We start from the raw sequence: 19,970 nt of genomic DNA, 5'->3' as shown, positions 1-19,970 counted from the left end.
AAGAGCTTCGGTCGGCGCGATTAGCCGGCACTGCATGTGCCGCCGACGCGTCAAACGCGCGTTGTGATCGCGCGCCGCGACTGTATGAGGATCTGGTCTGCCAGTGCTGTGGCCTGCTCCAAGTCGCTGCCTCGGCTCGTCGCGAGCTCTTGGAAGTCGATGGAGGCCACAGACAGCTGCGCGGCCGCAACTGCGACGAAGTCGTCGTAGCTCTGCTGCTCCGTCCGTGACAGCTTCACCCACCCAACGGGGTCGTCGCCGATCAGCCCGCCCCATCGCGTCAGTGCGTGGCTGGCGTGCACTGCGATGTATTCGAGGAGTTCGGTTGCGCGAGGAATCACGTCAAGCAACGCCTCGACGTTGGGTTGGTTCGCTGCGATTTCTGCCTCGGCTGCGTCTAGTTTGGCGGCCGATTCCTGCGCCTTGCGTTTGTGCTTCGCCGCCGCCTGGCGTTCGATAATCGTTGCGACGACTGCTCCCGCCGCCACGGCGGTGAGAAGGTTCACTCCGCCACCCGGGCCGACGACACGCGCTGACCTCCCAACTCCCATCGCTGCCCTGAGACCGTTAAGCGCCGCTGAAGCCGCGGCGAGGCGCGGGATGCTAGCGCCCAGCGGCGCGGTTCCAAGGGCTACAGCCTCTGTAAACGCGAGGTACGCCGCAGCGCCGCCTACTACACCGCCAGCGGCAGCGCCGCCGTCTGGCTCGGCCAGCGCCTTGGACACGCCGTACTGAGTGAACCTGAGTTGGAAGGACGCTTCGGCCTCCGCCTCGTCTGATGGTGCCTCGCTCCCTTGCCCGAGATGAGTCTCGTCGTGCGGAGGCGCGTCGACCACAAGGGTCGCGGCGTTTCGAAGCTTCATCAAGAAGTTGGTCTCGGCGACTTGGCGAGCGTCGTTGAAGGCATCGAGCGCGGGGGCTAGCTGCCTTCTCCGCTCACTCGCATGCAAGATCGCCGCGACTCGGACATCGTGTGTCCGTGCACCATCAGCGGAGGCAGTCTGAAGCGCGGCGGTCTCGTGTGCTGCTCGCGCCCGCAGCTCGTAGACGCTGAGGCCGAGCGCATGAGCAATGCCCGCGAACTTGTCCGTTGGCTCCAGCCGCCCGTTTTCGAGCCTGGAGATCGAGACACCAGCGCCTTTGCCGTATTCAGCGGCGTGGCCCAATTCCTCTTGTGTGAGGCCCTTTTCGCGCCGGAGACGCTTCACCACATGACCAAGAGCTTCCAATGAGTAGTCCGCCATTGGCACAGCATAGCCCGGGGACTCGATCTTGCATTGACACTGTAGAATTTAGTGAACTAAGTTCTACTCAAGCCGACTAATTGGGTCGGCGTCAACTAGCGAAGGAAGCAGGCGGAAACATGCGGTACAGCAACGAAATCGAGGTGAAGGAGGTTCTCGGGATTGAGTCGTGGAGGAATCTCTCGAAGGACACGTTCCTGCGGTTCTTGGCAGCGATTCCGGAGATCGATAGCGAGGTGGCTCTGCAGCTCGTCGGTCAGATCCCCGAAGTCACGGCCTTCGCCAAACTGGCAATCGACGACGCTGCGTCGGCCTTCGACGGCCTGGTCGCGTCGAACGCAAGCAGCATGGAGATGGTCCACAAGATCGACCTCGCGGTCCTTGCAACACTAAGAAGCGAACTCGACAGGGACCTGAGCTCAGAGGAGCGGTTGCGCGTTCTTGACGAGATTCGCGACGTGCACGAGCGGGCCCACCTGAAGGACACCGAAAACAAGAGGTTCCTCTCGGAGCAGTTGGACAAGCGGCTCGGGGTCACTCTCGCGGCGGCTCTGACGGTGGCTGGCGTAGTCTTTGCGGCAACCAAGTCGGGCAGCAAAGTCGGAGTCAACGTCGGCCGCCTCCTCGCGGCCTGATGGATCGGACTGGGTGCAAGGCCCTCAGGCCTGCCCCTTGACCCGAGCCGTAGCAGCAAGCGCTGCGGCCACCATCCCGGATACAGCCGCGCGCGTCTTGTCTTCGGCGCTCGGCCAGAGGTGGGCATACGTGTTCAGCGTTGTAGTGGCCGAGGCGTGGCCCATCGCGCGCTGTACGGTGACGACGTCGCACCCGGCGGCGATGAGGCCGCTGGCGAAGTAGTGCCTCAGCTCGTGGAGCTTGAACGCGAGTCCCGCGTCGGTCCGTGTCGAGCGCCATCGGTAGTCGACGAGGTTGTCGTGCCAGGGCTTGCCGCCTTCGTCGAAGAACCAGCGTAACGGCTTGCCAACGGGAGTGTGTTGGCTGACGTGCTCAGCCAGGATCGCGACCAGTTCATCCGGCAGATAGATCGTTCGCTCGGATTCGTACTTGGGGGCTCGGGTAAGCACGGTGATCCCGGCGACCGCCTCCACGAGGTTCCTTCCGGCCCTGATGTCCTCCGCCTTGGCTCGCTGGATCTGACGGGCGACGCGCAGGGTACGAGCGAGAAAGTCGATGTCGCCTACCTGGACGCCCAGCGCCTCGCCCCGACGGAGTCCTGCGAAGGCGCAGAGAGCGACGTAGGCGGTGAAGCCAGGTCGGGACCGAGGCCGGTTGGGGGGCTCTGCGGCATTGAGCAGCAGAGCGACCTCGGCGTTGGTCGGCAGGCCCATGGCTGCCTCGGCTTTGCGTTTGCGCGGCAACACGACACCGGTGGTCGGGTCAGAGGAGATGAGGCGATCCGCGACCGCTGCACGGAACACGCCGCGCACGATGGTGACTCGCGTGTCGATCGTCGTCGGGGCCAGAACGGCGCTCATCCGCTTGACCCACGCCTCGACGTGGGAGCGACGGATCGAGCGCAGAGGCATCTCGCCGAACGTAGTGCCTGCGACAGCTAGGTCAGCGTTCTCGCGCGTGGACGAGAGCCAGACCTGGCGCGGTGCCCAGTCTGCGTAGAAGGCCGAGAAGGTGACCTTGCCTGCTGCGGGGTTGACCCAGTCGCCGCGGACGACCTTTGCTTCTTCGGTGGCGACCCATCGCTTGGCGTCGGTCTGCCGTTTGAACGACTTCGTGTGCTGGGTGCCGGCCTCGTCGCGATACGCGCCGCGCCACGCTTGGTCTTGCTTCCATACCCAACCCATGGCTAGCTCCCTGTCTCACTGCTCCAGGCCATGGCTCACTCTGTCTCGCGGGTCCGGGTTGTAGTCCTGCTCGACCGGCCTACCTGTGGACGGGCGTGCGCGTGGGCACCGTCGGAGCGGCCGGCTGGTTGTGCGGCCTCCTCGGCCAGCCAGAGGACGAGGTCGATCTTCCAGTAGGCGACGTTGCGGCCGTGGCGGAAACTTCGGGGGCCGATCCCCAGGTGGCGGTAGTAGCGCATGGTGCCTTCGGATTTGCGGACCAGGGCCGCGGCTTCCTTGAGGTAGAGGATCTCGTCGCCTTCGGTGAGGCGGCGCAGGTACTCCTCGGGGGTGGATTGGTCGGGGTGGGGCTGGCTGGTCATGGGACGGCTCCTTGAATGTGGTTGGGTCTACTGCAAGCGCACGATTGGCCCTGAGTGGACACTGCTGGGTCAACTCTCCTCACGGTGCGCACCAATAAACGCCCCTCCTGGGTGCGCCCGTCCGGGGACGGGCGCAGGACGGGCGATGGCCCCTCGGTGCTGTTTGTGCAGGTCAGCGACCGCCCGTCCAACAGGTGAAAAAACTTTCGACGAATTTGCCGGCCGGGCCCGAAAAGCGGGCTTCCCGACCGCGGGCGGGTCAGAACCCGATGCTGGGACCAGACCTCGAGGAGCTCGGCGAACGACTGGGCACGGTGTCGTGGGCAGGGTCGAGGGCACGTTTGCGCCCGGTCTCTGGTTGCCGCGCGACCTTCTTGACCGAGGGGTGTCCGATGGGGCCGTAGCGGTCGATGTCATCGAGGGCTTGAAGTCGGGCGTGGGCGACGCCGAGGTCAGCCCGCTCGCGTGAGCAGGCGCCTTCCCACATGGTCCGGGCTTGTGCGGGGGTCTCGGCGATGACGTGGGCGGTGTTGTCGTGCCGCCCGCGGGTCATGCCGACGTAGGCAGATGCTGCGGTGGTGCCTGGTCCTAGGACGAGGTGCCCGACGGGGGTGGTCTCACCTTGGGCGCCGTAGACGGTGGTGGCGTAGGCCGACTCGACCCATGCCTGGGCGTACCAGGACGGCACCTGTCGGGTGATGCCGTGGTCGTTACGCAGGGTCAGCTCCAGGGCCGGGCCATCGTCTTTCGAGGTCGTGAGGACGTAGCCGGTGGCTGGGGTGATGGCGGTGATGGTCCACCTCTGACGGTTCGCCAGCCCGTACTGGACGTCGTTGCGTCGGGTCGCGACCCGGTCACCGACCCCGAGCCGCTCCCCGGCCCGGGTCGTCACCACCGTGTGGTCATCCACAAGACCGGCTGCGACGAGGCGGTCTCGGATCGCGGCGTTCAGGGCGGCGACCTGCTCACGGGTGTCAGCCATCAGCGCCCTACTGGTGTGACCGGTCAGGATCGCCTCCGCGGCCTCGGCAGCGATCATCTGGGTCCGTTCGGCCTCGCTGGGGTGCAGGACGATGTGGCCGTCCTCCCAGAGCTCATCGAAGACCGGGTCACCGCGGCGCATTGCGACGCTGAGGTCGGCATAGGTCGGGTCGGCGAAGCGGTGCACCACGTTGAGGCACACCGTCGCATCAGCCCCAGCGTGTTGGGTGGCGAGGTCGAGGACCCCACCACGCCCGACCGCGGGAAGCTGGTGAGGATCCCCCAGGAACGCGACCCGCACCTGAGACTCCTGGGCGACCTCGAGCAGAGCTCGGGCGGTGTCCTGGTCGAGCATCCCGGCCTCATCGATGACCAGCAGGTCGCCCAGGTCGAGGTGTGCTGCGGGGTCGGTGGGGACCTGGAACTCCTGGGACCAGTGGCCGTCGCCGTCCCAGCGCCACCCCCACTGATGCACCAACCACGCCGCGGAGAACGCGGGGGCGTCGATCTCAGCGGCTGCGACCTCGGCGGCTTTCAGGGTCGGTGTCACGACAGTCATCTGACGCCCCTGCGACGCGAGTGCTGTCTTGGTGGCGGTGTGGGTGGTGGTCTTTCCGGACCCGGCTGCACCCTCGATGACGAGGAGGTTCTTGGTGCCCGTCAGGGCAGCGACGGCGTTCTGCTGTGCCGGGTCAAGGCCTGCGCTCACCCGCGGGTCGAGGTCGGCGTCCGATCCGCGGCTGTGGGCCAGCACCCCCAGCAGCTCGGTGATGCGGTCCTCGACCCCGATCGCCTGCGGGGAGGACAGGGCCCGGACGTGCTCCGGGACGTCGTCACGGTCCAGCAACGGGGTGCACGCAGACAGGGCGCGGGCGGTGAGGTCTTCGGCCAGCTCGATCCGCACCGCAGCCTCGACCACAATCCCGGTCGCGGCGATCCACTGCTCGACCTGCCCCCGGACATCGGCTGCGTTCCACGCCGACCTCCTCGCCCCCAACCGCGTCAGCACCACCTCGACACCCGCGTCACGATCCAGGCCTCCCACACTCGGCGTCGCGACCGACATGCGCCTGACCGGTGCTGACCTGGCGCGGTACCCGAGCGCGCGCAACTCGTCGTTCCACGCCGCAACCATCGCCGCCCCATCGGTCGGGATCACCTTGTCGGGTCGCGCTTGGGACCACGCCCGACGGTCCCAGGTCCGCCGGAGCTTCGGTCCGGGTTCCTGGCCGGGGTGCGCCGCACGCCACGACGCCTCGAAGGCCTCGACGTTGCGGCCGATCTGCGCCGCCCGAGCACTGAACCGCCCCGCGTACGCAGCCAGCTCGGCAATCTCGCCGGTGGGTGAGTCGAGGGAGAACCCATGGGCCGCGAGTGCTGCCCGGAACCCGGGGTCGGTGACGACCGCTGCATGCCCGATCCCGTTGATCGCCTCCAACGAGTCCCGCGCCCCGACCGAATGGATGCCGCGCCACGCATTCTTGGCGAAGACGCGGGCGTTGATCTGCAGGTGCAGGTGGCGGTGCGGGTCACCAGCACGCGAGGTGTGATGACGGATCACCGCAGCCTCGAGCTGTTCGACGGGCACCTGGACCTGACGCCCACGCGGCCCGACCCTCGTTGTGGCGTGCTCGGCGACCCAGCCGATGATCTGGGCGGCCGCTTGGTCCTGCGCGGCATCGAGGGCGGCCGAGATCTCCGGAATCAGAGCGGCCGCCAGCGACCAGGTCTTCGGACCGTTGACGGTGACCTCGACGAACCGCAACGCGTTCGCATCGTCTCGCAGCCGACCCTTGGCGGCGCCGGTGTCGACGTCGTACCCGCCGACCCACCGCTCGTAGGTCTCGCCATCGAGATCCGGTGCCTGGCCCACGGTGAGGCTCACCGATTCGCTCACATCGACCACGAAACGGGACGCGACCCCGGCACCCTCGCTGAGGTAGTAGTCATCGGCACGGGAGTGGTCGGCCTCGACATATGAGCGTGCCGCAGCGGCGCTACCGCGGTAGAACTTCATCCCACCACGCACCCCGACCACCCCAAATCCGGTCCCGGACGCGGCCACAGTCACTGCCAGCAACGTCCAACAACTACCCTGAAAATCGACTCTGGGCCGCCCGTCCCCAGGCGACCCAACACGATCCTTCGTAGCATGCGTGCCGACGGGTTGGAGGGTCTGAAGGGCGGGTTTCTGAGCCTGTCGGGCGGAAAATCGAGCGGCCAGCAACGTTCAACGACGGCCAGCGAATGGCCGGTCGATACGGGGGTTCCAGCTTCGATATCGACGATGTCCTCCTGTCGATGAAACTCGCGTACGCCGTCGCCCTCGCTGAAGCCCGCTCTTGCCTAGCAGCACTCGCGGATGGCGCCGCCGACTTTGACAAGGCGAGCCACTTCGAACACCGGCTCCTCGACCTCGACCGATTCCACCCCATCGGTCTTGGACTCGCCGATGATTGGAACCAAGGCGGAACTCCTCGGAAGGCTTGAAAGTGCTGTCGACGCGACGATCGCTCTCGGTGGCGACGGACTCAGCCTTGAACGCCTGCTTTTTGCGGTTCTGCGCGACTGGGATTTGACCTAGTTTTCCGAGCAGCACAAGACCTCGTTGACCTCCGAACGAACCACGAGGCGTCCACAGCGTCGCTCGATGGCGCGGTTGTCCACAGGCCGTCGGTGCGCCGCAGGTGGATGTCCCCGGAGAGCCTTAGAGTTCCGGGAACGATTGGCACACGACGGGAGAAGACATGGTGACCACATACGACGTCCCGATGCTAGGCGTCGCGGGCGACTTTGGGCATGCAGAGTTGGCTCTGGCCCGTCGTTTTGATGAGCTTCATCAACTCCTGTATGCGAAGGGCGGGATTCGTCCGACCAACGCAGCCATCGAGGAGGTGTCCAAGCTCCTCTTCCTCCGCCTGTGGGCCACCCGAGCCGGGGATTCGGCCACGATCGACGGCCATCCCGTGGGTGACCTCTTCCGGGGTCAGATCGCCCCGGAACGCATCGTTGAGTTCACGAAGCTCGCGTTCGTCGAGGCCAACCTCAGCCCGATTCTTGGTGCCAAGGACTCGACAGGACAGGCCCAGCCGCTCTGGCCAGCCGACGAGCCATTCCGCCTAACACAGGCAGAGGTGTTGCATCACGCAGTTCGCCTCGTTGACGAGGTCGTCTCCGACGAGAAGCGAGGGGTCGCGGATCCCCTCGGCACGGCCTTTGACGCCTTCCTGAGTGGCCGCTACGACCACTCAGGCGGGTTGGGGACCTTCTTGACCCCGAGTGGCATCGCGCGTGCCATGGCCGACATTGCCTTCGGTCTGCGGGATCCATTGTCGGGATGGGACCGAGTCTCGCCGCTCATCGCAGACCCCTATTGTGGCACCGGTCGATTCCTGGTCGCGGCGTTCGAGGCGGCAGAGTCGCGGGCCGATGCGGCAACGTTGGCCGCCCTCCTCGACTCGGGATTGATGGGAGCCGACCAGTCGCCGACAGCGATCGCCAAGTCCGCGATCAACCTGATGTTGTACGGAGCATCGACGCCCCATGTCTTTCCTGTCTCTGACTCGGTCACCGCTCCGGCGCTGGACCGGCTGCGAGGCTCGCTTCAACTCATCCTGACCAATCCACCGTTCGGTGGGGGGAAGTACGACAACGCGGAAGGGCTGCGCCGCACCACCACGGCGATTCCGTCGCTTGGGAGCAAAGGGACGATCGATCCAGCTCTCGCATGCACAGTCCGCGCACTAGACCTGCTGGCTCCAGATGGTGTCCTTGGCATCGTCCTGCCAGATGGCATAGTCGACGGGCGGCATTTCGATGAGCTGATCGACCGGGCCGGCGACCTCGCTGTGGCTGCCAATATCAGCCTGCCGACTAGCACTTTTGCTCTGAGCGGCACAGTGGCCAAGACGAGCGCACTGTTCATCCAGAAGCGCTCCAAAGTCTCGCGTACAGTTCTGGCGCGGGTTGAGCATGTGGGGTTCATTCGGCAGGCTGGGAAGGCCGCAGCGGATCCTGCAGGTACGGAGATTCCCGAGGTCGTCACTGGGATTGAGAAGGCACTGACGCTTGGCGATTCGCCCGCTCCGCTCATTCAGATCAGTGAATCACCGTTGGTCGCTTCGATCGCGTCAGAAGCCCTCGTGAGTCTCGATCCCAGCCGCATTGATCCGGCCGCGCTTGCGTCTCGTTCCCGGCTTGAGCAGCAGGGAGGAGCGTCGCTCGGCGAGTACCTGACCGCGCGGCGGAAGCAAAGTCAGAAGCGCAGCGATGTCGGGCTCACCTTCGTCTCGGTCCTCCACGTTGACGCGCTTGGTGTCGTGAGTTGGCCGGACGCGGAGCAGTATGAGCCGACCACGCCTGGGCAGATGGCACATGCCGGGGAGGTCTTGGTCTCGCTGCTGAACCCATCCAAGTTGCGTGCGGCTGTCATCCCGACAGCCAGAGAGCGTGTCGTCTGCTCAAGCGAGTTTGGCGTGTTCCGGTCCCAGATCAATCCCTACGCTGTTCTGGGGCTGCTCTACCACCCGGACGTCCAGGCGCAACTTAAGCCGCTCGGACGCGGGACCTCCAGTTCGCGGCGACGTATCAGCGCAAGCGATGTACTCGGACTCGTCGTGCCGAGACTTGGCCAGGTCGAACTCGATGCGTTGGGAGCCGAAGTCCAGGACGCGATGAGGAACGTCGAGGAAGGGCGCTCGACTCTGTTCAGGCGCTACGGGATCAGCGCGGATTAGTCATCGTCGGCCGTCTCTGCCTCGGCAGTGACCTCGCGGGCGGAGGCTATGGCCAATCTGTCGGCCTGTTCATCGCCAAGCACATCCGGGAACAGATGCGCGACCACCGCGATGTCGGCAACGAGATCGCTGGCACCCGTGAGCCTGCTCGGGCGTGATCCCCTGCCCCCATACGCAATGGCTCGCGTCCTGCCCACCTGGGGAAGGATGTCGTCCTCCAAAGGCTTCACCCACTGCACCAGCGGGGACGCGTCATCGGCCGAACGAAGGACGCGAGCGTCGAAGACGAGCACCTCGGAGAAGTCCAGATTGCCGAGGGTGTTCACGACGATGTCGTCGTCGTACGCGACCGGTGGGTGCAGCTGCAGGTTGTACTGCCCGTCTGCCTTCTGGCTCTGATAAAGCCTGAGAAGGTCGCGCCAACCGCTGTCGTTCTCCGCATCGATCAGCCAGCCACGAATCCGGATCGCTCGTGGCCGGTGCGTGTCGGAAGCCGACCTGTCGGCGAGGAGGTAGAAGAGGTAAGGCGATTCGAGGTACTCGTCGCTCGCGAGGACCTTCCCCTTGCTGCTCCTGGTCCGGTCTTGGGCTGGTGTGCCCATGTTGTGGTTCCAACGTGGCCGGTCAACTCCCGAAATGATCGCCGCAGACTTCACTTCGCTGCCATCGGCAAGGTCGTCGCCTTTGCCCCGGAAGCCTTGCCCGGGCTCCTTCAGCACGATCGACGCGACAAACTGCGCGATGTAACCGGTGTCGACCTGGGCGGTCTGGCCGGTCAATGCAGCCCACTTCTGTAGCGTCGTATGGAGGTCGCCGAAGAACTCCATGAAGAGCTTCTCGAGGAGAGTCGTTTGTTGGTCCAACGTGAGGCTTTGAAGCAACTCGCGCCGCTCAATGATTCCGGCAGCGATCGCGACCGCAACCTCGTCCTTCATTGATGCTCCCTCCGACTCAGCCCGAGCGGGGAAGTCTATGGGCGCTCAAGGAGCGCTGTCAGGCGGTTCGCCACTAGCGCGATGCCGGGAGCTTTCGATGTGGCGAAAATGTGGCAGGACGACCAGCCGCGACCGAGCACAGCCAACGACTCCCGGCACGTCGTCGCAGGTCAGCCGGACGATACCGTCAATGACCACCAGCAGCCGCCGAGCGTGCCGCGCTTCCCCTGGTACTACTGAATCGATAGCGTTTCTGCAGGTCAAAGCGATGTTGAGGGTCGATTTGGAGCCTCTAGTCCGCAAGAAGTCCGCAAGAATTCTGAGACCTCCAGTCGTGGCCCCTCGATCAGGAGTCGGAGTGTTCGATCTGCGTCATCCCCGCCTACCGGTCTGGACCGGGCGTGGGGCCAGGGCGGACAGCCGCTCAAGGCAGGCGCCGAACGCGCTGGATCGATCCCTTTCGGCTGTCCGAGCTGGACCGTAGACTGCCCGGCATGTCGCTAAGTGCGTCGGAGTTCTTCGAGGCGGGGATGTCCCTGCCTCCTTCGGTGCGCGAGGACGTGGCGCTCCGGCTGCTCGAATCTCTCGAGGCGGTCGGTCAAGAGTCTGTGGACGAGTCGTGGACGGCAGAGATCGCCTCGCGCGTCGACGAGGTCGTCAGCGGCGAGGTGCGGATGGTTCCCGGCGAGGACGTGTTTGCTGAGCTTGCGGATCGACGAGCTGCACGCCGGGGCGCGCGCGACGCATGATCCGTGGCTTCAACTTCCACCCGGAGGCGAGGGCGGAGTTCGTCGCTGATGTCGAGTTGTACGACGAGCGTGAGTTCGGTGTCGGCGCACGTTTCGAGATCGCGGTCCGCGAGGCGATCGATGCTGCGGTCGACTCACCGGACTCCTGGGGCGCCTGGCCGGGCTGGGAGCGGGAGCCAACAGTGCGGTCCAAGCGAGTCAGTGGCTTCCCGTACCGCGTCGTCTACTTCGTCGCCGGCGAGCAGTTGGCGATCGTTGCGATCGCGCACCAAGCGGCGACCCGGCTACTGGCGCGAGCGGATCAGTCCCTGACGCGTCCGTGCGGGCGGCTCAGGACCTCACCTTGAGTCCCGCCGTCTCCAGCCGGGCCACGGCCAGGCGTTGTGCCAAGGCGGACCCGTCGCGTGCGATTCCGGCCGACGACGTGCGCGCTGAGTTCGAGGCCAAATGGAACGGCCGGGGACATCGGCGACGACATGCCCTGATCGCGTACCCTTGCGTGCTGAGGAAATTCTTCGAGCAGGCCACGCGCGCTGGCAGGGTCCAACGATCCCTGGTGAAACGGTCCACATGCGGCTGGCAGAGCGCCGGGAAGGGGTCAGTCGGCGCGGGAGCAGAAGTGACTTGCCAGTCCGGTTGCGCTTCACATGGCTTTGCCACGGCTGCGCCGCCCTGTGGGTGTGAAGCGCAACCGGACTGGGCGTGCGGTTTGGTGGGGCGCTGACGGTGCCCGGTGTTACAGTTGTGCACCTGGGCTGGCCGAGAGGCCCTGGTCCAACCTCTAGGCGGGGACATCCCCCGCCACCCTCTTGAGGCGGGTTTTCCCGCCTCAAGTCGTTTCTAGGGGCCTTGTCGTGCGTGAGTTGAGCATCTTCATCGACGAGTCCGGCGACTTCGGCCCCTTCGAGAAGCACTCGCCGTTCTACGTGCTGAGCCTCGTCTTCCACGACCAGAGCGACGACATCGCTGGGCACTTGGACAAGATTCACGACGCGTTGGTAACGCGTGGCTTGCCGGCAGACCACGCGATCCACACTGGTCCCCTGATCCGTCGAGAGCACGACTATCGGCTGCTCGACATGCCATCCCGCCGATCGATCTTCCGGGTGCTTGTCGACTTCGTCCGGACGTGCGAGGTCACGCACCACTCGTGGGTGTTCAGCAAGCGCGAGCTTGGTGACACGGACCGGCTCGTGAGCGCGATGTCACGCGAGCTTGGCATGCTGATCCGGTCGAACTCCGAGTTCTTCAGTTCCTGGGAGCGCATCGTCATCTACTACGACAACGGTCAGAAAGAGATCACGAACCTCGTCAACAGCGTCTTCAACGCACACCTGAGTGTCGAGGTGCGCAAGGTGGTTCCGGCTGACTACAGCCTCTTTCAGGCAGCTGACCTGTGCTGCACGCTGGCCCTACTCCGGCGGAAGATCGAAACCTCTGGGCTGTCTCCGTCCGAGCGCGGCTTCTTCTCGACGCCGAAGGACAGCGCCGAGCGGGCGCTGAAGAAGGGCTACTTCAAGACGCTGGATCGCAAGCGCTTCGGCGCCTGAACCCGCAGGAAACGAAACCCCGCTGGCCTTCAGATGGAACGATATGTCAGCCACCAGCTGTCGTGGTGCGACACACGTGGGGAGGGTCGCCGTCCCCAAGGGCTCGGCCTGCCCTGAGCCGGCGGGGCTACGAGGCCACTCACCCCTGGGGGTGATTGAACGTTCATCGGGTTTCTCGGTGGCGACCACGGGGCACGTGAACGTCATGACCCACCCGACGAGCACCACGTCCGATTCCGTCTCGCGACTGTCCGAGGAGCTCTGGGGCCACGGGCTCCTCTTCGCCGGCCCCGCAGTGGCGTTCGTGCTGGCGCTGGTGGTCGGACGATGACCGCGCTGCCCGTCGCCTGCGACCGGGCCCCCGGTCCCTCGGCGCCACGCCTGGTCGTCGTGCCCCGGCACCGGCTCCACGGCGATGCCGCCGTGGCCGACCTCTCGCCGCGCGAGGTGGACGTGATGAGGCTGGTGACCAACTGCTACTCCAACCAGGAGATCAGCGAGACGCTCTACCTGAGCCTCAACTCGGTCAAGACCTACATTCGGGGCGCCTACCGCAAGATCGGGGCGCCCACCCGGTCGCACGCCGTCGTGTGGGGCGTCCAGCACGGACTTCTCGAGGAGCCGGACACCGAGCCGGAGCTGCGGGCCATCAACTGAGCACCCGACGTGGCGGGGTCCACACGCCCCCTTCGTGCATCCTCCTGTGTGACTCGCGGTCGTGGAGCAGACTGGGCCGCATGACTCTCGGTGCTCCCCGGAGGTCGTCGTGCTGATGACCAACCCCGTCCGCGTGCTCTCGCTCGCCGCCACGTTGGCAGCAGCGGCGGTGACGGCTGCGCTGCTGATCACGATCGACGGCGACGCCGTCGCGATGATCGAGTTCCAGCACCGACAGGGAGAGACGGCGTACGCCGTCGGGATCGCCTGGGTCGTGCTCGCCCCGGTGGCGTTCGTCATCGCGTCCTCGTACGTCGCGGTCTCGACCGTGCCGTGGGTGGCGCTGTGCCTCGCGCACGTCGCGATCCTGGTCGCGGTGTCCCTGGAGTTCGAGGACATGATGAGCATCGGCTACTGGATCGCGGCGGGCATCTGCACGGTCGCCGCGATCGCGTCGGTGGTGGCGGCGGTCGCCGGGGGCAAGCAGCAGCGAGGCCAATTCTGAGGTGGCCGAGCGTCACGGCCTGCGCGGCTGGTAGGACTGCGGTGTGAGGATCGTCGTACTGACCGGGGCCGGCATCTCCGCCGAGAGCGGGGTGGCGACGTTCCGCGACTCCGACGGCCTGTGGGAGGGCCACGACGTCGAGGACGTCGCTACGCCCGAGGCGTTCGAGCGCCAGCCCTCCGTGGTGCACGGGTTCTACGACGACCGACGCGCTGCGTTGGCCGGCGTCGAGCCCAACCCGGCCCACCGGGCCCTGGGTCGCCTGGGGGACGTGCTCGGAGACGACTTCTTCCTCGTCACCCAGAACATCGACGACCTGCACGAGCGCGGTGGGTCCGCCCATGTGCACCACATGCACGGTGAGCTGCGCTCGGCGCTGTGCCGCGGCTGCGGGGCGCGGATGAGCTGGACCCGCGAGCTGAGCGACTACCCGCCGTGCCCCGGCTGCGGCGTGAGCGAGCTGCGCCCGGACGTCGTGTGGTTCGGCGAGGTGCCCTACGGCATGGACCTGATCCAGCTTCAGCTCACCCGGGCCGACCTCTTCGTCTCCATCGGTACGTCGGGCGCGGTCTATCCCGCCGCCGGCTTCGTCCAGTACGCCGCGCGCCACGGCGCCCGCACGCTCGAGCTCAACCTGATGCCCAGCGAGGGCACCCACTTCTTCGACGAGGCCCGGCACGGTCGTGCCGGCGAGCTGGTCCCCGTGTGGGTCGACGAGGTACTGGCGGGCCGGAGCGGATAGTCCCGGGCGGAAATCAAGGTCTCGGCACCGAGATCCTTGACCTGCGTCAGGGCTATCCCGGTGCCCGACCCAACCGCTCTCGGATCAGCGTCTCCAACCGAGGCATCTCCTCGGCCAGGCCGATCGTGGGTGCGAAGCGGCGGATCACGTCGATGAACATCTCGCCGGACTCGATCACGCGCGGATCCATGTGGCCCATCACCTCGAGCACCACGACGCCGTACAGCTGGGTCCAGCCCTGCATGTAGACCCACACCAGCCCCCGATCCTCGCGAGCGAGGTCCTCCACCTTGGCGGGAATCAGCGGGTCCTCGAGGGACGCGCGCACGACGTCGGGCAGGTCGTCGATCGCGGGGATGGCGAAGCCGCGCTGACGCCACACGTCGTGGATCAGGTCGGTCATCAGCAGGCCGGAGCTGGCGAGCGTGAGCAGGTCGCGGCGCACGCACGCGGCCTCGGCGACCGGGTTGGCGAAGACGATCGCGAACTCGTGGGGGTTGCCCAGCGCCCACTGGCGGAACTCGGTCGTGGCCGCGACGAGTCGACCCGGGGCGTCGTCGGGATCGAGCGCGTCGGCTGCCTCCGCGAAGGTGAGGGTCGCGGCCTTGTCGATCTCGAAGGCCACCAGGTCGACGAGCTCCTGGTAGTTGGCGACGTAGCGGTAGAGCGCCGGAGCGGTCATCCCCATCTTTGCTGCGACGGCGCGCAAGGACAGCTCGGGTGACTCGGCGAGCAGCTCGCGGGAGGCGGCGACGATGTCGACGTACGTCGACTCGCGCTGGCGCTCGCGGCGGGTGAGCGTGGGATCGACCAGGTGCGGCACGGGTTCCTCGACTGCGGGGTGGGGAGCGGACGTCGGTCGACGTCGCGGAAGGCTTGACGACGAGAGTTTACACCGTTTACGATTAACACCGTTCACTTGAATGAAGGCCCGTCACGGGACGCGCCTCGTCGGACACGCAGGAGACTCTCATGATCGATCGTTGGGCAGGCATCGTCGCCCGCCGGGCGCGCCGGGTGCTGGTGGTCGGCGTGCTCGTGACCATCGCTGCTGCGGCCTACGGCATCGGGGTCTTCGACTCCCTCAGCCAGGGAGGCTTCGACGACCCGGCGACCGAGTCGGCCCGCGAGCTGCGCCTGGAGCAGGAGGCGTTCGGCAACCAGACCGTCGACGTCGTGGCGATCTACGCCGCTCCGGCCGGGAGCGACCTCACTGCCGCCGACGGCGCCTTCGAGAGCGCCGTGCGCGAGGTGGTGGACGCCCTGCCCGACGACGCCGTCAGCTCGGTCGTCACCCCCTACGACCTGCCGTCCGAGGCTGCGGCGCCGTTGATCAGCGAGGACGGGCGCAGCGTCCAGGTGCTCATCTCGCTCCAGGGTGAGACCCAGGACGACTTCCTGGTCAGCTACGACGAGATCTCACCCACCCTCGAGGAGGTCGGCGCCGACCTGTCGGTCCAGCTCGCCGGCAGCTACGCGGTCTACAACGACGTCAACGAGATCACCTCCGAGGACCTCGAGCGCGCCGAGCTGATCAGCCTCCCCGTGGTGATCCTCCTGGCCCTGCTCATCTTCGGCAGCCTGGTCGCGGCCTCGATGCCCGCGCTCGTCGGGCTGCTGGCGATGATCGGCTCGCTGGCGGTGCTGCGCCTGATCGCGGAGGTCGCCGAGGTCTCGATCTTCGCCGTCAACGTGGTCTCGCTGATCGGCATCGGGCTGGCGATCGACTACGCGCTCTTCGTGATCAGCAGGTTCCGCGAGGAGCTTGCCCTCCTGCCGGACGGCCCCGACGCCGCCGGCACCGCGATCCGCCGTACCCTCGCCACCGCCGGGCGCACCGTGCTCTTCTCCGGCCTGACCGTGGCCGCCGCCATGAGCAGCCTGCTGATCTTCCCGCAGACCTTCCTGCGCTCCATGGGGTACGGCGGCATGGCGGCCGTGCTGATCGCGATGCTGGCGGCCCTCACCATGCTCCCTGCGCTGCTCGTCGTGCTCGGCCGGCGGGTCGACGGCGGGCGGCTGCCGTGGCGCCGTGGCCGCGCGGTCTCCACCACCACCGGGGAGGAGCGCTGGGGCCGACTCGCCCACGCGGTGATGCGCCGTCCCGTGCTCGTGATGGTCGCGACCGTCCTCGTGCTCCTGGCGATCGCCTCGCCCTTCCTGGGCGCGAAGTGGGGCAGCGTGGACTACCGGGTGCTGCCGCAGGACGCGCCGGCCCACCAGGCGTTCGACACCCTCAACTCGCAGTTCGGCCCCGAGCAGTCCACCGCCAGCCTGCTGCTGTCGGGTGTCTCGGCCGACGACGTCGCCACCTACCGCGACGCGGTGCTCGACGTGGAGGGTGTGGAGGGTGTCCAGTCGGTCGCCACGCAGGGCGACGTCACCCTCCTGCGCGCCGCCTGGCTGGGCAACAGCCAGTCCGAGGAGTCCCAGGCCATCGTGGAGTCGCTGCGCGAGGTGCGCCCGGGCACCGGTGACGTGCTGGTGGGCGGCCTGACCGCCGACACCGTCGACCTGATCGACTCCGTCGCGGCCCACCTGCCGTGGATGGGACTCATCGTCGTCGCCATCATGATGGTGCTGCTCTTCCTGGCCTTCGGCTCGGTGGTCCTGCCGATCAAGGCGATCGTGATGAACCTCTTCTCGATCGGTGCCGCCTTCGGCGTGATCACCTGGATCTTCAGCGACGGTCACCTCTCGGGGCTGCTGGGCTTCGAGTCGCAGGGCTTCCTCGACGCCACCAACCCGATCCTGATGCTCGCGATCCTCTTCGGGCTCTCGATGGACTACGAGGTGTTCCTGCTCTCCCGTGTGCGTGAGCAGTGGGACCGGACGGGCGACAACACGATCGCCGTCGCGACCGGCGTGCAGAAGACCGGTCGGATCATCACCAGTGCCGCGCTCCTGCTCGGGGTCGTCATCGGTGCCTTCGGGACCAGCGGCATCGTGTTCATGAAGATGCTCGGCATCGGCATGCTCGTGGCGCTGCTCATCGACGCCACGATCGTCCGTGCGCTGCTCGTGCCCGCCACCATGAAGCTCCTCGGCCGCTGGAACTGGTGGGCTCCGGCCCCGATGGCCCGGTGGTGGGAGCGCTACGGCTTCCGCGAGGGGCCCGAGGCAGGTCGGCCGGCCGTCGGCGCCGTGGATGCCCTTGGCCACGAGGGGGGCGCGGCCGATCCCTCCCAGTCGACCGCTCCCGCCTCCGTGGGGTAGTCGCTGCGATCGGGGCGTGAGTCGGGACAGTCCCTGACGAAATGGCCCCCCGGACGCCCCCGCAGGGGCCATTTCGTCGGGAACCATCGCGCCTGGGGCGTCAGCCCATCGCGGAACAACCCGCGGCGATCCGTGGTTGCCGTGGCGATGACCGCCCCCGAACCCACCGCGACCGCCGAGCCCACGCCGCCGGCGCGGGTGACCCGTGCCAGCGTCGGTCTGCGCAGCGAGCGCGGTCCGATCCTGCTGGCCGTGATGCTGAGCATCGGTCTGGTCGCCATCGACGCCACGATCCTGGCGACCGCGGTCCCGGCCGTGGTCGACGACCTGGGCGGGTTCACGTCGTTCCCGTGGCTGTTCTCGATCTACCTGTTGGCCCAAGCGGTCTCGGTCCCGATCTACGGCAAGCTGGCCGACCTCTTCGGTCGCAAGCCGGTGATGCTCCTGGGGATCGGGCTCTTCGTGCTCGGCTCGCTGCTCTGCGGGATCGCGTGGAGCATGCCGGCCCTGATCGTCTTCCGCCTCGTCCAGGGCCTCGGCGCCGGAGCCGTCCAGCCCATGGGGATGACCATCGTGGGCGACATCTACTCCTTGGCCGAGCGCGCCAAGGTGCAGGGCTACATCGCCAGCGTCTGGGCGACGGCCTCGATCATCGGGCCGACTCTCGGCGGCGTCTTCTCCGACTACCTGTCGTGGCGGTGGATCTTCTTCGTCAACCTTCCGCTCGGCGCCGCCGCGGCGTGGGTCCTGTGGCGCCGGTTCGACGAGAGCGTGGAGCGTCGCAGGCACCGCATCGACTACCTCGGCGCGGGCCTGCTCGCCGCCGGCGGCACGCTGCTGCTGCTGGGCCTCCTCGAGGGTGGCGTGCGGTGGGACTGGGACTCGCCCCTCGGCGTCGGGATCTTCGGCGCCGCTGCCGCGTTGCTCGCGCTCTTCGTCGTGGTCGAGTCCCGTGCGGTCGAGCCGGTGCTCCCGCTCTGGATCTTCCAGCGGCGCGTGCTCAATGCAGCCGCCTCCGGATCGTTCATCGTCGGCGTGCTGATGCTCGGGCTGACGTCGTACGTCCCGCTCTACGCGCAGTCCGTGCTCGGCCACGGGGCGCTCGTGGCCGGCCTGGCGCTGGCGTCGATGACGATCGGCTGGCCCATCGCCGCCGCGACCGGCGGCCGGTTCTACCTGACGATCGGCTTCCGGGCCACGGTCTCGATGGGCGCCGCGATCACGGTGGTCGGCGCCGGGCTGCTCACCCTGGTCGACGCCGACAGCGGCCTGTGGCAGCTCGCCCTGCCGTGCTTCGTGATGGGCATCGGCTTCGGGTACGTCGCCAGCCCGGCGGTCATCGTCGCGCAGTCGTCCGTCGGCTGGCAGCACCGCGGCGTGGCGACGGGCGCCAACATGTTCGCCCGCTCGATGGGCAGTGCCGTGGGAGTCGCGGCCTTCGGCGCCATCGTGAACAGCCGCGTCGCGGGTGCCGCCGGCGGCGGCGCCCTCGACCTGGAGTCGCTCCCCGCCGGCACGATCGCTCCCGCCATCCAGGCGGTGTTCCTGTGCTCGGCGGTGATCGCCCTGGCGCTCCTGGCGACCGGACTGCTCATGCCGACGCGGATCGAGGAGCCCGCGGGCGAGGCTCAGGCAGTGGTCGGCGGCACGGCCGGGCCCTCGGGCGGCGCGTAGGCGCCGTACGCCGCGGCCTGCTCCTCGGTGGGCATCAGGATCCACAGGATCGGGTAGATCAGGATCGAGCTGCCGGGCAGGACCAGCATCGTCAGGACGACGAGCAGCCGAGCGGTCCACGGACCGACGCCGATGCGTCGCCCGATGCCGGCGCTGACGCCGCCCAGGATGCGGTGCTGGCTGGGCCGGACCAGGCCCTGGCGGGCGAAGCTCTGGCGGATGTCGTTCATGGGGGCACTTCCTTCGATCAGCGGTCTGTGGTGTGCCTCCACTGTGGCTCGACCAGGGCCCCGACCACATCGGGTGACGCCCTGACTCGCCCCTGGTGCGGGTCTCGGGGTGCCGGGGCTCAGGCCGGGGTCGACCCGCCTGCGACCTCGTAGTTCCAGATCTCGCTGTGGGTCGAGACCGGCTTGGGCGCATCGCCGCCGGCACGCTCCGCCGCCGAACGGTGCCCTTCGGCGAACGCCGGGGAGCTGACCCACGCCTGGAAGGACTCCTCGTCGCGCCAGCGGGTCAGCACGAGCCACTGTGTGCGCTCGTCGGCGGGCTTGAGCAGCTCGAAGCCCTCGAAGCCCTCCTGTCCGTCGACGGCGCCGGCGCGGGCGGCGAAGCGCTGGGCGAGCTCGTCGCCGGACTCGGCGGGGACGGTGATGGCGTTGATCTTGATGACGGTCACGGGCTCAGCCTGCCAGGTGGGCCGGTCTGGTGGTGGGTCCGTGTCGTGGGGCGAGCAGCTCCCTCGGGTTGGCCCTGGTGGTTGCGGTGGGTGGGGCCGCGCGCGTAGCCGACCGCACCG

Annotated in this window: 19 protein-coding genes; 11 read left to right on the top strand and 8 right to left on the bottom strand. The window is 67.4% G+C overall.

Going from position 1 to position 19,970, the window contains the following annotated elements:
• Nucleotides 1-50 precede the first annotated feature (50 nt).
• The gene (locus tag Q1K33_RS11860; RefSeq protein WP_300404158.1) at nucleotides 51-1,244 is read right to left on the bottom strand and encodes a helix-turn-helix transcriptional regulator; all 1,194 of its coding nucleotides are present in this window, start codon (nucleotides 1,242-1,244) and stop codon (nucleotides 51-53) included.
• 119 nt (nucleotides 1,245-1,363) lie between these two features.
• Between Q1K33_RS11860 and Q1K33_RS11855 the strand changes: the two genes are divergently transcribed.
• Nucleotides 1,364-1,879 carry a hypothetical protein gene (locus Q1K33_RS11855; protein ID WP_300404156.1) on the top strand — a complete coding sequence of 172 codons (516 nt, stop codon included), beginning with the start codon at nucleotides 1,364-1,366 and terminating at the stop codon, nucleotides 1,877-1,879.
• A gap of 24 nt (nucleotides 1,880-1,903) precedes the next feature.
• On the opposite strand, the gene Q1K33_RS11850 is transcribed toward Q1K33_RS11855, so the two are convergent.
• From Q1K33_RS11850 to mobF, 3 genes are all read right to left on the bottom strand, one after another.
• Nucleotides 1,904-3,064 (bottom strand): site-specific integrase, encoded by a 1,161-nt coding sequence (locus tag Q1K33_RS11850; protein ID WP_300404154.1) that lies wholly within the window; start codon nucleotides 3,062-3,064, stop codon nucleotides 1,904-1,906.
• A 35-nt stretch (nucleotides 3,065-3,099) separates the two neighbouring features.
• Nucleotides 3,100-3,426, bottom strand: coding sequence for a hypothetical protein (locus Q1K33_RS11845; protein ID WP_300404152.1), 327 nt, complete (start codon nucleotides 3,424-3,426; stop codon nucleotides 3,100-3,102).
• Between the two features lie 259 nt (nucleotides 3,427-3,685).
• A complete protein-coding gene (gene mobF / locus Q1K33_RS11840) occupies nucleotides 3,686-6,424 on the bottom strand; it encodes a MobF family relaxase (RefSeq protein WP_300404150.1) in 2,739 nt (912 codons plus the stop codon).
• A gap of 733 nt (nucleotides 6,425-7,157) precedes the next feature.
• Here mobF and Q1K33_RS11835 point away from each other — a divergent pair.
• A complete protein-coding gene (locus Q1K33_RS11835) occupies nucleotides 7,158-9,143 on the top strand; it encodes an N-6 DNA methylase (protein ID WP_300404148.1) in 1,986 nt (661 codons plus the stop codon).
• On the opposite strand, the gene Q1K33_RS11830 is transcribed toward Q1K33_RS11835, so the two are convergent.
• Nucleotides 9,140-10,078 (bottom strand): MamI family restriction endonuclease, encoded by a 939-nt coding sequence (locus Q1K33_RS11830; protein WP_300404146.1) that lies wholly within the window; start codon nucleotides 10,076-10,078, stop codon nucleotides 9,140-9,142. The genes Q1K33_RS11835 and Q1K33_RS11830 overlap by 4 nt on opposite strands.
• Before the next feature lie 530 nt (nucleotides 10,079-10,608).
• Between Q1K33_RS11830 and Q1K33_RS11825 the strand changes: the two genes are divergently transcribed.
• The 7 genes from Q1K33_RS11825 to Q1K33_RS11795 all read left to right on the top strand — a co-directional run bounded on the left by Q1K33_RS11825 (nucleotide 10,609) and on the right by Q1K33_RS11795 (nucleotide 14,281).
• Nucleotides 10,609-10,827: an addiction module protein gene (locus Q1K33_RS11825; RefSeq protein ID WP_300404144.1), complete on the top strand. Its 219-nt coding sequence runs from the start codon at nucleotides 10,609-10,611 to the stop codon at nucleotides 10,825-10,827.
• Complete coding sequence (locus Q1K33_RS11820; RefSeq protein WP_300404142.1) at nucleotides 10,824-11,174, top strand: type II toxin-antitoxin system RelE/ParE family toxin; 351 nt, start codon at nucleotides 10,824-10,826, stop codon at nucleotides 11,172-11,174. The genes Q1K33_RS11825 and Q1K33_RS11820 overlap by 4 nt, the downstream gene beginning before the upstream one ends.
• A 507-nt stretch (nucleotides 11,175-11,681) precedes the next feature.
• Nucleotides 11,682-12,377 carry a DUF3800 domain-containing protein gene (locus Q1K33_RS11815; protein WP_300404140.1) on the top strand — a complete coding sequence of 232 codons (696 nt, stop codon included), beginning with the start codon at nucleotides 11,682-11,684 and terminating at the stop codon, nucleotides 12,375-12,377.
• 205 nt (nucleotides 12,378-12,582) lie between these two features.
• The gene (locus tag Q1K33_RS11810) at nucleotides 12,583-12,708 is read left to right on the top strand and encodes a hypothetical protein (protein ID WP_300404138.1); all 126 of its coding nucleotides are present in this window, start codon (nucleotides 12,583-12,585) and stop codon (nucleotides 12,706-12,708) included.
• Nucleotides 12,705-13,034, top strand: coding sequence for a LuxR C-terminal-related transcriptional regulator (locus tag Q1K33_RS11805; protein ID WP_300404136.1), 330 nt, complete (start codon nucleotides 12,705-12,707; stop codon nucleotides 13,032-13,034). Before Q1K33_RS11810 ends, Q1K33_RS11805 begins: the two co-directional genes overlap by 4 nt.
• A 115-nt stretch (nucleotides 13,035-13,149) precedes the next feature.
• Complete coding sequence (locus Q1K33_RS11800) at nucleotides 13,150-13,539, top strand: hypothetical protein (RefSeq protein ID WP_300404133.1); 390 nt, start codon at nucleotides 13,150-13,152, stop codon at nucleotides 13,537-13,539.
• A 43-nt stretch (nucleotides 13,540-13,582) separates the two neighbouring features.
• Nucleotides 13,583-14,281 (top strand): NAD-dependent deacylase, encoded by a 699-nt coding sequence (locus Q1K33_RS11795; protein WP_300404130.1) that lies wholly within the window; start codon nucleotides 13,583-13,585, stop codon nucleotides 14,279-14,281.
• A gap of 52 nt (nucleotides 14,282-14,333) precedes the next feature.
• Here the strand turns inward: Q1K33_RS11795 and Q1K33_RS11790 are convergent, their stop codons facing one another.
• A complete protein-coding gene (locus tag Q1K33_RS11790) occupies nucleotides 14,334-15,104 on the bottom strand; it encodes a WHG domain-containing protein (protein ID WP_300404128.1) in 771 nt (256 codons plus the stop codon).
• Between the two features lie 149 nt (nucleotides 15,105-15,253).
• Between Q1K33_RS11790 and Q1K33_RS11785 the strand changes: the two genes are divergently transcribed.
• Nucleotides 15,254-17,497, top strand: coding sequence for an MMPL family transporter (locus Q1K33_RS11785; protein WP_300404126.1), 2,244 nt, complete (start codon nucleotides 15,254-15,256; stop codon nucleotides 17,495-17,497).
• A gap of 147 nt (nucleotides 17,498-17,644) precedes the next feature.
• Nucleotides 17,645-19,171 (top strand): MDR family MFS transporter, encoded by a 1,527-nt coding sequence (locus Q1K33_RS11780; protein ID WP_300404124.1) that lies wholly within the window; start codon nucleotides 17,645-17,647, stop codon nucleotides 19,169-19,171.
• On the opposite strand, the gene Q1K33_RS11775 is transcribed toward Q1K33_RS11780, so the two are convergent.
• Together Q1K33_RS11775 and Q1K33_RS11770 are read right to left on the bottom strand one after the other, a co-directional pair.
• A complete protein-coding gene (locus Q1K33_RS11775; protein WP_300404122.1) occupies nucleotides 19,126-19,401 on the bottom strand; it encodes a PspC domain-containing protein in 276 nt (91 codons plus the stop codon). The two genes, Q1K33_RS11780 and Q1K33_RS11775, sit on opposite strands and share 46 nt — an antisense overlap.
• Before the next feature lie 119 nt (nucleotides 19,402-19,520).
• Nucleotides 19,521-19,850 carry an antibiotic biosynthesis monooxygenase gene (locus Q1K33_RS11770; RefSeq protein ID WP_300404120.1) on the bottom strand — a complete coding sequence of 110 codons (330 nt, stop codon included), beginning with the start codon at nucleotides 19,848-19,850 and terminating at the stop codon, nucleotides 19,521-19,523.
• Between the last annotated feature and the right edge of the window lie 120 nt (nucleotides 19,851-19,970).

The organism is Nocardioides sp. (assembly GCF_029937575.1).
Classification (GTDB): domain Bacteria; phylum Actinomycetota; class Actinomycetes; order Propionibacteriales; family Nocardioidaceae; genus Nocardioides.
This window is presented reverse-complemented; position numbering and strand designations above follow the sequence as displayed.